Genomic DNA, 13998 nt, shown 5'->3' with positions numbered 1-13998 from the left:
CCCAGACTCAAATCGGTGGAGAACTCGGCGGCCCGCGGTCAGGCCAGCGCGGCCTCCAGCACCGTGCGGGCCACCTGCGCCACCGCACCGGCCCGGGGGCCGGGCTGCTCCAGCACCACGCCGACCGCCACCTCCGGGGCGGTCGCCGGGGCGAACGCCGTGGCCAGCGCGTGCTCGCCGCCCGTCGCGGCGATCTTGGCGGCCACCTCGACGCCGGGGACGGCGACGGCCGCCCCCGGCCCGCCCGCGTGCGTCTCCGTGGTCATCATCGCGGCCAGGTAGCGGGCCTGGACGGTCGTCATGGTGGTGCGGTACGGCTGCGGCCCCGCCTGGCCGAGCAGCGAGCCGTCCGGCAGGCTCACCTCCTCCACCAGGTACGGCCGCATCAGCACGCCGTTGTTGGCCACGGCCGCCGACAACATCGCGACCATCAGCGGCGTCGCCCGGTCCTGGTCCCGGCCGACGGCCGACAGGGCGGTCCGCGCCCGGTCCATGCCCTGCGGGTACGTGCTGGGCGCCGCGGCCATCGGCACGCGCAGGTCCCCGTCGCCGAACCCGAACGCCTCGGCCTGGTCCCTGAGGCTGTCCTGGCCGAGCCGCACCCCGATGCCCGCGAACGCGGTCTCGCACGAGGTCTGGAAGGCGCGCAGCAGCGTGGGCCGGGGCCTGCCGCACGGACCGGCGAGCGAGCCGGGCAGCCGCGGGCGGAGGGCGGCCTCCACGGGGGCCGTGGGCGTGTACTCGCCCGAGGCCAGCGCCGCCGCCGTGGTCACCAGCCTGAACGTGGCCCCCGGCGGATAGACCTGGTCCAGCGCCCGGTTCAGCAGGGGCCGGCCGGGGGCGTCGCGCAGCCGGTCGAGGGCGCCGTCGAGCCGGGCGGGGTCGAAGGTGGCCAGCGTGTTGGGGTCGTAGGACGGGTAGCTGGCCAGGGCGAGGATCGCGCCGGTCGCCGGATCGATGGCCACGGCCGCCCCGGGCACGCCGGCGGCCTCCAGGGCGTGGTAGGCGGCCCACTGGGTGCGCTGGCCGATGGTCAGCCGCACGTCGGCGCCGGCCACGTCGCCGTCGCTGACCATCGAGCGCACCTTGACCTTGGCGTCGTCGCCGGACAGGACGCCGTCCTCGGCCTCCTCCACGCCCGTGGAACGGTAGAGGGACATGTAGCCGGTCACGGGGGCGTAGAGCTCGCCGTCGGTGTAGACCCGCTGGAACCGGTACGGGCCGCCGCCGGGCGTCGGGCGGCTCCTGGCCACGGTCGCGCCGTCGTAGGTCAGGATGTCGCCGCGCGGACGGGCGAACCGGGCGATGAGCGAGCGCTCGTTGCGGCGGTCGGCGTTGAGCGCCCGCGCCCCGAACGCCTGGACGACCGTGACGTGGGCCAGCAGGACGAACAGCAGGGCCGCGCAGAGCACGGCCATGCGGCCCAGCGGGACGTCGATCTGCTTCGCCCTGGTTCCCGCCATGGTCCTTGGTCTAACAACCGGACCACCAAGGCAGGGCTACAGGACGCTGCGGTAGTAGGAAATCTTGCGGTGGATGTAGTTCTGGCGCTCGGCCAGGTTGGCGATCTGGGCCTGGACCTGCCGGTCGTGCTCCTCCAGGAGCCTGATGCGGTCGGGGATCGTGTCGTCGCCGCCGCGGACGAGCTCGGCGAAGCGCAGCAGCATGGCGATGGGCATGCCGGTGTCGCGCAGGCAGCGGATCATGCCGAGCCAGCCGACGTCCTCTTCACTGAACCTGCGCTGACCGGCCGCGTTGCGCTCCACGCGCTCCAGCAGGCCGATCTTCTCGTAGTAGCGGAGAGTGTCGAGGCTGAAGCCGGTCTCCTCGACGACCTCGGCGGGGGTGTACACGCTCACGCGTCCCAGTCTTTCACCTGGAGCGCACTCCAGGTCAACGCCTTGACATGGAGTGCGCTCCAGGTCCGAGGGTCTGGCCCATGAACATCGCACTCGGCACCATCCCGTTCGGCACCGGCGTCGGCCTGCGGGAGACCTTCGCCATCCTCGACCGCTTCCAGGACGCCGGCGGCACCATGCTGGACACCGCCAACAACTACCCCTTCTGGAACGAGGGCCGCACCGGCGACGAGAGCGAGGAGGCCATCGGCGCCTGGCTGGCCGCGCGCGGCAACCGGGACCGCGTCTTCATCGGCACCAAGGGCGGGGCCCGGCCGACCGTGCCCGGCGACCGCACCCTCGACTCGGCCGAGGGCCTGTCGGCGGCGGCCGTCGCGCGGGCCGCCGAGGGCAGCCTGCGGAGGCTGCGGACCGACTACGTCGACCTGTACTGGTCGCACATCGAGGACCGTTCGGTGCCGCTGCACGAGACGCTCGGCGCCCTGAACACGCTGGCCGAACAGGGCAAGGTCCGCGCGCTGGGGGCGAGCAACATCGCCGCCTGGCGGCTGGAGCGGGCCAGGAACCTCTCGGGCGCGCACGGCTGGCTGCCGTACGGCCACCTCCAGCTCCGCCACACCTACCTGCGCCCGCGGCCCTTCACCCGGCTCCCGGAGGGCGGCCACACGCTGGCCTCGGACGAGACCCTCGACTACGTCGCCGCCGAGCCGGACGTGACGTTGTGGGCCTACAACACGCTGATGTCGGGGGCCTACACGCGGGCCGACCGGCCCATGCCGGAGGTCTACGACCACCCGGGCACCGCCCGCCGCCTGGCCGCGCTGCGCGAGGTGGCCGTCGAGCTGGGCGCGACGCCCAACCAGGTGGTGCTGGCGTGGCTGATGGCCGACGGTCACGTGCCCGTGGTCGGCGTGTCCACGACGGCCCAGCTCGACGAGGTCGTCGGCGCGGCGGACGTCAAGCTGGACGCCGAGCTGCGCGCCCGGCTGGACGCCGTCGCATAGGGGGGTCAGGGCAGGTGGTCGGCGAGGTAGCGGCGGACGAGCTGCTTGCACTCGGCGATCAGGTCGGCGTCGCCGCCGGGATCGGCCCGGAAGGCGAGCTTGAGCACGGCGTCGGTGGCCTCGACGGCCACCACGAGCGCCCGGTCGAGCCCGGGGCCGGCGGGTGCGTCGAGCAGGGCGAGGGTGAGGGCGCGCAACCGGTCGGCCACGATGACGTTGTTGTCGAGGGCGCTGTCGAGCGTGCGGTTGGTGCCCTCCAGCGGCGGCCCGCCCGGGGTGGGCAGGACCTCGCCGAAGTCGACCACCGCGAACCCGGGGGTGGTGCGCTTCATGTCGACGAACTCGTCGATGGCCAGGTCGACCAGGTCGGTCCAGTGGCCGAGGTCGGCCTCGGCGATGCACTGGGTGACCCGCTGGAGGAACGCCTCCAGGTTGCGCAGCGCGAGGGCGCGCACCAGGCCCTGCTTGTCGTGGAAGAACTGGTAGAAGGTGCCGATGGGGACCTCGGCGCGGCGCGCGACCTCCTTCGTGGTCAACGCCTCGTAGCCCACCTCGTCGAGCAGGAGCGCACACTCGTCGAGCATCCGCTCCACCCGCTCCACGCTCCGGCGCTGGGCGGGACGGCGGCGCAAGGTACTCGTCATGCTCTCCATCCTGGCTTATTACCAGCAGGTACAGACCGGCCACTTTGCCGTCCGTTAACATGAGCCATACTCGCATAAAGGAGCCGAGATGTTCTTATGGGGTACGGCGACCGCCGCCTACCAGATCGAGGGCGCGGTGGCCGAGGACGGCCGGGGCGCGTCCATCTGGGACACCTTCGCCCACGAGCCCGGCCGGACCAGGGACGGCCACACCGGGGACGTGGCCTGCGACCACTACCACCGCTGGCGCGAGGACGTCGCCCTCATGTCCGGCCTCGGCGTGAACGCCTACCGCTTCTCCATCGCCTGGCCGCGGGTGCAGCCGCTCGGCGCCGGCGAGGTCAACCCCGCCGGCCTCGACTTCTACGAACGCCTCACCGACGGCCTGCTGGCGGCCGGCATCCAGCCCGTGCCGACGCTCTTCCACTGGGACCTGCCCCAGGCCCTCCAGGACCGGGGCGGCTGGACGGACCGCGACACGGCCGGCCGCTTCGCCGACTACGCCGCGATCGTCGCCGAGCGCCTGGCCGACCGCATCCCGCTGTGGATCACCCTGAACGAGCCGTTCGTCCACATGGCCTTCGGCCATGCCATGGGCATCCACGCCCCCGGCCAGGCCCTGCTGCTCGACGCCCTCCCCGTCGCCCACCACCAGCTCCTCGGCCACGGCCTGGCGGCCGGGGCCCTGCGCGCGGCGGGCGCGCGGCAGGTGGCCATCACCAACAACTGCACGCCGGTCTGGCCCGCGTCGCAGGAGGAGGCGGACGTCAAGGCCGCCGACGCCTACGACGTCCTGCACAACCGGCTGTTCAACGACCCGGTGCTTCTCGGGAAATATCCAGATCTTTCGGCCTACACAGCCGACCTCGACTTCATCCACGACGGCGACCTGGAGACCATCTCCGCCCCCTGGACGCCCTCGGCATCAACTACTACAACCCCACCCGGATCGCCGCCCCGCCCCCCGGCGAGCTGCTCCCGTTCACCGACACCGGCGTCACCGGGTATCCCACCACCGCGTTCGGCTGGCCGGTCGTCCCCGACGGCCTGCGCGAGCTCCTGACCGGACTCAAGGCCCGGTACGGCAGCGCGCTCCCGCCGATCCACGTCACCGAGAACGGCTGCTCCCAGCCCGACGAGCTCACCCCGCAGGGCACGGTCGAGGACCAGGCCCGCATCGACTACCTGCGCGGCCACATCGACGCCGTCATGGCCGCGCGGGCCGAGGGCGTGGACGTGCGCGGCTACTTCGTGTGGTCGCTGCTGGACAACTTCGAGTGGGCCGAGGGCTACCACCAGCGCTTCGGCCTGGTGCACGTGGACTTCGCCACGGGCCGCCGCACGCCCAAGGCGTCCTACGCGTGGTACAGGGAGCGCGTCGCTCAGAACACCGACACGTGAACGTGGTCGTAGTGGTTGGCGGTCACGCCGCCCCGGTCGGACATGGGGTCCCAGCCTCCGCCTGACCGGATGTCGTAGTAGCGCTGCTTCCAGATGATGTACATGACGCCGATCCGCGAGCCGTTCTTGATGAGCCATTCGGCCAGGGCGTCCCCGCGGTCGGCGTCGGCCCCGGAGGCCATGGTGCCGCCGCGGGACATCATGAAGTCGCAGGCCCGGCCCTTGCCGTGCTCGCCGGGGTCGCCGGGGCGCAGGCAGCCCACGCCGTACTTCATCGGGAAGTTCTGCATGATCTCGGCGCGTACCGTGATCATGCGCTGGGTCAGGCCCTCGGCGCCGCCGGGCTGCTGGAAGCCGTACTTGGCGAGCAGCCGCTCGATCTCGCGCCGCTTGCCCTGAAGGGTCTTGATCTCCTTCTTCAGCTTGTTGATCTTGTCGTTGGCGTTGAGCTTGGCCTCTTTGGACTTCGCGATGAGCTTCTGGATGCTCTGGACGCGCTCGGTCCGCTCGGTGGCCATGTACGACATGTTCGCGGCCTGCCCGAGCGCGGTGGCCGGGTCGACGCTGAGGCCGAACAGCTGCATGCCGTCGAGGGGGCCGTTGACGTACGTCTGGCGCGCGATCTCGGCCACGCCGGCCTGGGCCGCGGCCAGGCGCGCCGCCAGGTCGCCGGAGGTGTCGGTGGCGTTCTTGGCCTGGATCCTGATCTCCTCCAGGCTCTGGATCTGGCCGCGGTAGAGGTCGTTGAGCCGGGACGCCTGCTTGGTGAGTCTGCGCAGCTCATCGATGTTGGGATCGGCCGACGCCGGCTGCGGGGAGGCGAGCCCGAGCAGCCCGGAGAGGACGACGAAGACCGCGGCGAGCCGCCAGATCCTCACACCCGTCCCCTCCTCGCATAGACGGACCGAAACTATAGAAGATGATCTTGATGGCTGTCATCCGAACCAGCCAACTGACGCACCTTTGGCGAGGTACATAGTCCTTTGTCGGAAATAAGGAAGATCTAAAAGATTGGGCCTTGTGGAGGGCTTGATCCCGGTCTGAGATGGCGATCGAACTCGTCTCTGCGAAGGGGCAGATCGTGTCTCGAATCATGACCATCGCCGCGGCCGTGCTTCTCGGCCTGGGCACCTCCCTCGTCCCCCTCACCGCCGAGGCGTCGGTCGATCCGCTGCCGCCCGGCGACCGCATCGACCTCTACCAGGTGGACGGCAAGCCGGGCACCGCCCAGTTCCTGCGGGAGAAGGGCTTCGACGTCGTCCAGCACGAGAACGGCGGCGACAAGGAACACGTCGAGCTGACCGCCGCCCAGGCCGACCTGGCCGGACTGGCCAAGCTCGGCCTGCGGCCCGAGCCCGTGCGCAACCCGCAGGGGCAGAGCAACCTCCAGGCCGCCAAGGCCCAGGCGGCCGGCGGCTACACCGTGTGGCGGTCGTACTCCGAGCAGGGCGGCATCGCCGACCAGCTCAGGGCGATCGCGAACGCCAACAGGGACATCGTCAAGCTGCAGTCCATCGGCAGGACGCTCAAGGGCCAGGACATCCTCGCCGCCAAGGTCTCCACCGGAGCCCGGCTGCTGCCCGACGGCCTCAAGCCCGCCACGCTCTACTCGGCCACCCAGCACGCCCGCGAGTGGATCGCCGCCGAGGTGGACATGCGGCTGCTGAAGTACGTGGTCGCCAACAGGTCGGCGCTGCGGGACCTGCTCAACCGGACCGAGCTGTGGTTCGTGCCGGTGGCCAACCCCGACGGCTACGACTTCACCTTCACCGAGGGCAACCGCCTGTGGCGCAAGAACCTGCGCGACAACGACGGCGACGGGAAGATCGCCAACGGCGACGGCGTGGACCCGAACCGCAACTTCCCCACGAACTTCCGCTACGACGAGGAGGGCTCGTCGAGCATCCCGAGCAGCGAGACCTTCCGCGGGACCGGCCCGGCCAGCGAGCCCGAGACCAGGGCCATGGACGGCCTGCTCAACCGGGTCAGGTTCGAGATGAACCTGAACTACCACTCCTTCGGCCCGCTGCTGCTCTACCCGAGCGGGTTCCAGATCGCCACGAAGACCGCGGACAACCCGATCTACGAGGCCCTGACCGGCGACGACGACGCCCCGGCCGTCCCCGGGTTCGACCCCGACCTCGGCGCGGAGCTCTACACCACGAACGGCGACACCAACGACCACGCCCACGCCCGGTACGGCACCCTGTCCTGGACGCCGGAGCTCGACGAGGGCTGCGACGGCTGCGGGTTCGTCTTCCCCGACGACGAGGCGGCGGTGCAGGCGGAGTTCGCGAAGAACCTGCCGTTCGCGCTCGACGTCGCCAGGTCCGCGGCCGACCCGGTCGAGCCGGTCAGCCACCTGGGCAACAGGACGCCCGACTTCGTGCTCGACCCGTTCGAGTTCAGCTACGGCACCGACCAGGCCGTCCAGGTCACGGCCAAGCGTAAGGTCGGCCCCGTCCTGCTCAACTACCAGGTCAACGGCGGCCGGACGAGGATCGCGCCGACCGGCGAGTGGAAGGGCGGCGAGCGGTACGGCAAGGGCTACGACCGCTACTACCACCGGCTGCGCGGAAAGATCACCGGCACCCGGCCGGGCGACAAGGTCAAGGTCTGGTTCAGCGCGATCGGCAGGAAGAGCGGCGACTTCACCTACACCGTGCAGGACGACATCGGCGGCAAGGTTCTCGTCCTGGCCGCCGAGGACGTCACCGGCCTCAGCCCGGCCCAGGGCGGGACCGAGGCCAAGTACGCCGCCGACTACGTCAAGGCGCTCCAGGACGCCGGATACCCGGCCGACGTCTACGACATGGACAAGATGGGCCGCAAGGCTCCGCACCCGCTCGGCGTGCTCAGCCACTACAAGGCGGTGGTCTGGGAGACCGGCGACGACGTCATCCCCCGCTCCCCCGGGCAGGTCGCCGGCACCACGTCGAAGGGCGGCGTGGACACCGAGCTGGCGGTGCGCGACTACCTGAACGAGGGCGGCAAGCTGCTGCACGCCGGCAAGTACCCCTCGTACGCGGCCAACAACAACGGCGCGTACTACTACGAGCCCGACCAGCCCGGCCACCCCGAGTGCACGGTCCCCGACGACCCGCCGTGCATCCAGGTGTTCAACGACTTCCAGCAGTACTGGCTGGGCGCCTACGTCTTCTTCGACGACGGGGGCACCGACCAGGCGAGCGGGCAGCCGTTCGCGCTGAAGGGCAACGGCGGCAAGTTCGAGGGCTTCGCCGGCACGCTGCAGCCCGGCCACACCAACTCGTTCGTGGCCACCTCGGCCATCCTGCCCCCGGCGCAGTTCCCGCTGTTCGCGAGCTCGGCCCAGGTCAAGTGGGTACGCCCCGGCGGCCCCTTCGACCCGCACACCGGCTCCTGGGACGTCTACAGCGGCATCGCCGACGTCTCCTGGAAGCGGCTGACCACGACCGTGGACCTGACCGGCAAGAGCTCCGGCGACCTGTCGTTCTGGACCTCCTACGACACCGAGGCCGACTGGGACTTCCTGACGGTCGAGGCGCACACCGCGGGCGCCGACGACTGGACCACCCTCCCCGACGCGAACGGCCACACCTCGCAGAGCACCGGCGAGAGCTGCAAGGCGGAGAACAGCGGCGGCTGGCGGGTGATCCACCCGTTCACCCAGCACTACCAGGGCGCGGCCTGCGAGCCGACCGGGTCCTCCGGCGCGTGGCACGCCGCCTCGGGCAACTCCGGCGGCTGGCAGCAGTGGAAGGTGGACCTGACCCCGTACGCGGGCAAGCGGGTCGAGCTGTCGATCTCCTACCTCAGCGACTGGTCCACCCAGGGCGCGGGCGTCTTCCTCGACGACGCCAAGGTCACCCTGGACGGCACGGCGGCCGGTGACACCTCCTTCGAGTCCGACCTCGGCGGCTGGGCCGTGGCCGCGCCGCCGGCCGGCTCGGCCCCCTCGATCAACAACTGGTTCCGCACCGACCAGGTCTTCGAGGAGGGCGGCGGCATCGTCACCGCGGACACCGTCTATCTGGGCTTCGGCGTGGAGAGCCTGAGCGACCAGGCCGCGCGTACGGACCTGGTCAGGCGGTCGATGCGGCACCTGCTGGGCGACCCCCGCTAGCGACGCCCCGAGGGGCGCGGCACACCGCTGCCGCGCCCCTCTTGCGTGCACGGACAGAACATGGTTCGGTCGCCTTGAGGCGTACGCGCAGCAAGCAAGCATTCGGTCAAGCAGGAGGCTCACGACATGCGCCAGCACGACAAGCTGTTCATCGGGGGCGAATGGGTGACCCCGGCGGGCACCGGGACGATCGACGTCATCTCCCCCCACACCGAGGAGGTCGTGGGCCGCGTCCCCGACGGCACCGCCGAGGACATGGAACGCGCGGTGTCCGCCGCCCGCCAGGCGTTCGACCACGGGCCGTGGCCGCGCATGACGTTCGCCGAGCGGGCCGCCGTGATCGAGCGGCTGGCGGCGATCTACAACGAGCGCCAGGGCGAGATGGCCGCCCTGATCACCGAGGAGATGGGCTCGCCGATCACCTTCTCCAACCTCGCGCAGGCGCCGCAGCCGCTCGGCATGCTGCAGTTCTACGCCGGGCTGGGCAAGGAGTTCGCCCAGGAGGAGGAGCGTCCCGGGCTGTTCGGGCCGATCACCGTGCGGCGCGAGCCGGTCGGTGTCGTCGCGGCCGTCGTCCCGTGGAACGTGCCCCAGTTCGTGACCATGACCAAGGTCGCGCCCGCGCTGCTGGCCGGGTGCACGATCGTGCTCAAGCCCGCGCCCGAGACGCCGCTGGACGCGTACCTGCTGGCCGAGTGGGCGGCCGAGGCCGGGATCCCGGCGGGCGTGCTCAACATCGTGCCCGCCGGGCGCGAGGTGAGCGAGCACCTGATCTCCCACCCCGGCGTCGACAAGGTGGCCTTCACCGGCTCCACCGCCGCCGGCCGCCGCATCGCCTCCATCTGCGGCGAGCAGCTCAAGCGGGTCAGCCTGGAGCTCGGCGGCAAGTCCGCCGCGATCATCCTGGACGACGCCGACCTGCAGGCGAGCATGGGCTTCCTGGCCATGGCCACGCTGATGAACAACGGCCAGGCGTGCGTCGCCCAGACCCGCATCCTGGCCTCGCGCAGCCGGTACGACGAGGTCGTGGACGCCGTGGCCAACATGGTCAACTCCCAGCCCGTCGGCGACCCGGCCGACCCGGCGACCGGCATCGGCCCGCTGGTGGCCAAGCGCCAGCAGGAGCGCGTCGAGGGCTACATCAAGATCGGCATGGACGAGGGCGCCAAGGTCGTCGTCGGCGGCCTCGACCGTCCCCGCGACCGCGGCTGGTACGTCGCGCCCACGGTCTTCGCCAACGTCGGCAACGACATGCGCATCGCCCGCGAGGAGATCTTCGGCCCGGTCCTGGCGGTGATCCCGTACGAGGACGAGGCCGACGCCCTGCGCATCGCCAACGACAGCGACTACGGCCTGGCCGGCACGGTCTGGACGGCCGACACCGAGCGCGGCATGAACGTCGCCCGCCAGGTGCGCACCGGGACCTACGGCGTCAACTGCTTCATGCTGGAGTCGAACGCGCCCTTCGGCGGCTTCAAGGCCAGCGGCATCGGCCGCGAGCTCGGCCCCGAGGGCCTGAACGGCTACCTGGAGTACAAGACGATCGCCCGGCTGGGCTAGCGGCGGCGAAGAGGGGCCCCGCGCGCCGCGGGGCCCTCTTGCGTGCCGGGGAAGGCACCCAGCGTGCCCCCGCGACGCTAGGTGCCGGATCCGCCGCCTACAGTCGGCGACTGCCCGGCTACTGAAGTATGTCCCACGGTCACCGCCAAGGCGGTTTCCTTCCCCGAGGACTTTTCTCCCGGCGGATCCTTTCCATCCGTCTTAGGTAGACGGGTATTACTCACGAAAGGTTCGAGGAGATCCATTTACCGATACGCCGGATGAGTTCGGGGCCGGCGGCCGACTCCGCGTGCCCGTAGCCCGGCTCGATCCACAGCTCCTTGGGCTCGCGGGCGCCGTCGTAGAGCTGGTGGGCGTGGTCCAGCGGGAAGAAGGCGTCGGCGTCGCCGTGCACGACCAGCAGCGGCGCGGGCGAGACCAGGGCGGCGGCCTCGTGCGGCGGCATCGGGATCGGGTCCCACTGGCCGCTCGCGATCCTGGTGCGCTTGGCCAGCCGGGCGGCGAACCTGCCGAACGGCTGCTCGATGGCCCAGTGGACCTGGCGCATGGGCTTGGTGCCCCGGTAGTACCAGCGCGCCGGGCCGCTGACCGCCGCCACCGCGTCCACTCCTCGGCGCAGCGCCGCGTGCCGGACGGCCACCGCCGCCCCCATGGAGAAGCCCACGACCGCGACCCGGCGGTAGCCGACCACGCGGGCATGCCGTACGGCGGCCTCGACGTCGAGGATCTCCAGATCGCCCACCGTCGTCTCGCCGCCCGAGCGGCCGTGCCCGCGGAAGTCGAACGCGAGCACGCCGCCGTAGCCGCTGAGCACGTGCGCGATGCGGCGGGCGGTGCGCTCGCGCCAGGATCCGGTGAAGCCGTGCGCCATGACGATCCCGATGTCGCCGGCCGCCGAGGGGGTGTGGGCGGCGTCGATGCGGACACCGTCCTCGGTCCTGAGCATCACCGGGAAATTGGGCGCGAAAGGCATGAATACCAGCTTATTCGTGGTCCGTTTCCAGGCCGTGCTCGGTGGCCCACACCGCGATCTGGGCCCGGGAGGCGAAGCCCAGCTTCTCCATGATGTTGGCGACGTGCCGGGCCACCGTGGCCGGGCTGATCACCAGCTTCATGGCGATGGCCCGATTGCTCAGGCCCCCGGTGAGCAACGCGGCGATCTCCAGCTCCCGGCCGGTCAGCCCGCCCTGCCAGGCCCCCGGCGACGGCCCGGACGGCCCCGCGGGAACGGCCTGGCCGGGATCGAGCACCCGCCTGGCCACCTCGTCGGGCGACTGCCGGGCCCCCTTGGCCCACAGCAGCGACACCCGGCCCTCACCGAGCCCGGCCCTGGCCCGCGTGAGCAGCTCCTGGACCGGGCCGGGGACGCCGTACTGGCCGATGGCCTCGCGCAGCGCGGTCGCGGCGGCGGCGGCCAGCACCGCGCCCTCCAGGTCGCCCTGCTCGGCCGCCAGCGCCGACATGGCCGTCAGCGCCCGCACCACGCCCCTGCGCTGGCCGGTGCGGGTGCTCAGCGCCAGGCTCGCGGCCAGGTGCAGCCGGGCGGCCGGATAGTCGTGCATCCGGGCCGCCACCCGGCCCAGCTTGGCCTGGCAGCGGGCCAGCTCGACCCGGTTGCCCATGTCCTCCAGCAGCGGCAGGGCCGAGGTGTGGCAGGTCATGGCGGCCTCCAGGTCGCCCGCCGCCTCGGCCACCGCGCCCAGGTGGGTCAGCGCCCTGGCCAGCGTCCAGTGGTGGCCGGCCTCCCTGGCCAGGGCCAGCGCCTGCTCGCCGCGCCGGCGGGCCTGGCGGAGCTGGCCGCGGAACAGCGCCAGGTTGAGCTGGGCGATGCGGACCGTGGCCAGGTTGAACAGGTCGTCGTGGGCGGTGGCCGCCGCCTCCAGCTCCTCCAGGTAACGCAGCGCCTTCTCGCTCTGGCCGGTGCGGAAGAACACGGCCAGCGCCACGCTGTAGGTGACGCCCAGCCAGTGGGTGTACGGATGCCTCTTCTGCTCCTCCACCCCCTGCACGACCAGCTCCTCGGCGCGGGCCAGCTCGTCGCAGATCTCCAGCCCGTACGCCAGGCCGCCCTTGGCCACGGCGACCACGTCGGAGGGCACCAGGGACAGGTCGAGGGCGAGCAGCCGCTGGTGCCAGCCGACGGTCTCGCCCAGCTCACCGCGTACGGCCAGGATCGCCAGGGCGGCGCGGGCCAGGCGCAGCCCGAGCACCGGGTCGGCCGACTCCACCGCCCGCTCCACCGCCGCCCGGCAGTCGTCCATCAGCGCCCGGCCCCTGACGAAGTGCGGGACGCGGGCGGACCAGGGCATGCGTGGGTCGAGCGTGCCGGCCTGGTAGCAGTGTTCCATCTCCTCGCAGATCACCCGCAGGTGCCGGTCGCGCAGCCGGGTCAGCTCGCCCGCCTCGGCCAGCCGCTCGGCGGCGTACTGCCTGATGGTCTCCAGCAGCCGGTAGCGCCCGTCGTGGTGGAGCACCAGCGACTTGTTCACCAGGCCGTTGAGCAGGTCGAGCAGCTCGGCCCTGGGCACGATGCCGCCGTCGGCGCACACCCGTTCGGCCACGACCAGGTCGAACAGCCCGGCGAACACCGACAGCCGGCGCAGCAGCACGCGCTCCTTGGGCCGCAGCAGGTCGTGGCTCCACTCGACGGTGGCCAGCAGGGTGCGCTGGCGGGCGGGCGCGGTGCGGTCGCCCCTGGTCAGCAGGGTGAACCGGTCGCCGATGCGGTCGGCGATGCGGCCCGGGCTCATCAGGCTCGTGCGGGCCGCGGCCAGTTCCAGCGCCAGCGGCAGGCCGTCGAGCGCCCGGCACAGGCGGACGACGTCGTCCATGCTGCCGGTCACCGACCGGGCCCCCGCCGCCAGCGCCCGCTCGACGAACAGCAGCACGGACTCGGCGTCGGGATGGTGGTCGTCGGGCAGTTCCAGCGGCGGCACCCGCCAGACCAGCTCGCCGGGGATGCGCAGCGGCTCGCGGCTGGTGAGCAGGAAACGCAGCTGGGGGCAGTCGGCGATCAGGCCGGCGACCAGCTCGGCGCAGCGGTCGACCAGATGCTCGCAGTTGTCGAGCACGATCAGCGCCCTGGCCTCGCGCAGCCGTACGCGCAGGCCGTCGAGCAGTCGCCCCGGGGCCTCGTCGCGGACGCCGAGCACGCCGGCCATCTCGTTGACGATCAGGGCGGGGTCGGCGAGACGGGCCAGCTCGACCAGCCAGACGCCGTCGGCGAAGCCCGGCGCGGCCCTGGCCGCCACCCGCAGCGACAGGCGGGTCTTGCCGATGCCGCCGACGCCGCTCAGCGTGACCACGCGTTCGTCGTGGACCAGCGTGCTCAGCTCGGTCAGGTCGCGCCCGCGGCCGACGAAACGGTTGGGCTCTGCGGGCAGGTTGTGCGGAACTGGCGGAGTCATGTCGGTGCCCAGGGTCAG

At 71.8% G+C, this 13998-nt stretch carries 9 protein-coding genes and 1 pseudogene; 4 read left to right on the top strand and 6 right to left on the bottom strand.

Features of this window, described 5'->3' with window-relative positions; all coding sequences use genetic code 11:
• Positions 1–38: 38 nt before the first annotated feature.
• Together ACNF49_RS12665 and ACNF49_RS12660 are read right to left on the bottom strand one after the other, a co-directional pair.
• Positions 39–1463 (bottom strand): penicillin-binding transpeptidase domain-containing protein, encoded by a 1425-nt coding sequence (locus ACNF49_RS12665; protein WP_482943758.1) that lies wholly within the window; start codon positions 1461–1463, stop codon positions 39–41.
• A gap of 36 nt (positions 1464–1499) precedes the next feature.
• Complete coding sequence (locus tag ACNF49_RS12660; RefSeq protein WP_352352118.1) at positions 1500–1859, bottom strand: MerR family transcriptional regulator; 360 nt, start codon at positions 1857–1859, stop codon at positions 1500–1502.
• 80 nt (positions 1860–1939) lie between these two features.
• Here ACNF49_RS12660 and ACNF49_RS12655 point away from each other — a divergent pair, with 80 nt between their 5' ends.
• The gene (locus ACNF49_RS12655) at positions 1940–2863 is read left to right on the top strand and encodes an aldo/keto reductase (RefSeq protein WP_482943757.1); all 924 of its coding nucleotides are present in this window, start codon (positions 1940–1942) and stop codon (positions 2861–2863) included.
• A gap of 5 nt (positions 2864–2868) precedes the next feature.
• Here ACNF49_RS12655 and ACNF49_RS12650 read toward each other — a convergent pair whose 3' ends face one another.
• Positions 2869–3507 carry a TetR/AcrR family transcriptional regulator gene (locus ACNF49_RS12650; protein ID WP_357972982.1) on the bottom strand — a complete coding sequence of 213 codons (639 nt, stop codon included), beginning with the start codon at positions 3505–3507 and terminating at the stop codon, positions 2869–2871.
• Positions 3508–3595: 88 nt separating this feature from the next.
• On the opposite strand from ACNF49_RS12650, the pseudogene ACNF49_RS12645 reads away from it, so the two are divergent.
• A pseudogene (locus ACNF49_RS12645) lies at positions 3596–4908 on the top strand (GH1 family beta-glucosidase).
• Here the strand turns inward: ACNF49_RS12645 and ACNF49_RS12640 are convergent.
• Positions 4890–5786 carry a coiled-coil domain-containing protein gene (locus ACNF49_RS12640; RefSeq protein ID WP_357972988.1) on the bottom strand — a complete coding sequence of 299 codons (897 nt, stop codon included), beginning with the start codon at positions 5784–5786 and terminating at the stop codon, positions 4890–4892. The pseudogene ACNF49_RS12645 and the gene ACNF49_RS12640 overlap by 19 nt on opposite strands.
• Positions 5787–5989: 203 nt before the next feature.
• On the opposite strand from ACNF49_RS12640, the gene ACNF49_RS12635 reads away from it, so the two are divergent.
• Together ACNF49_RS12635 and ACNF49_RS12630 are read left to right on the top strand one after the other, a co-directional pair.
• Entirely contained in the window at positions 5990–9013 is a 3024-nt protein-coding gene (locus tag ACNF49_RS12635) for a M14 family metallopeptidase (protein WP_482943756.1), read from the top strand.
• A 126-nt stretch (positions 9014–9139) separates the two neighbouring features.
• A complete protein-coding gene (locus ACNF49_RS12630) occupies positions 9140–10573 on the top strand; it encodes an aldehyde dehydrogenase (protein ID WP_482943755.1) in 1434 nt (477 codons plus the stop codon).
• Between the two features lie 220 nt (positions 10574–10793).
• On the opposite strand, the gene ACNF49_RS12625 is transcribed toward ACNF49_RS12630, so the two are convergent.
• Positions 10794–11546, bottom strand: a complete 753-nt coding sequence (locus ACNF49_RS12625; protein WP_357972997.1) for an alpha/beta hydrolase — start codon at positions 11544–11546, stop codon at positions 10794–10796.
• A gap of 10 nt (positions 11547–11556) precedes the next feature.
• Entirely contained in the window at positions 11557–13980 is a 2424-nt protein-coding gene (locus tag ACNF49_RS12620) for a LuxR C-terminal-related transcriptional regulator (protein ID WP_357973000.1), read from the bottom strand.
• Between the last annotated feature and the right edge of the window lie 18 nt (positions 13981–13998).

Source organism: Actinomadura sp. ATCC 39365 (genome assembly GCF_054392275.1).
Note: the sequence above shows the minus strand (reverse complement) of the source record. Positions and strands in the feature narration are given on the sequence as shown.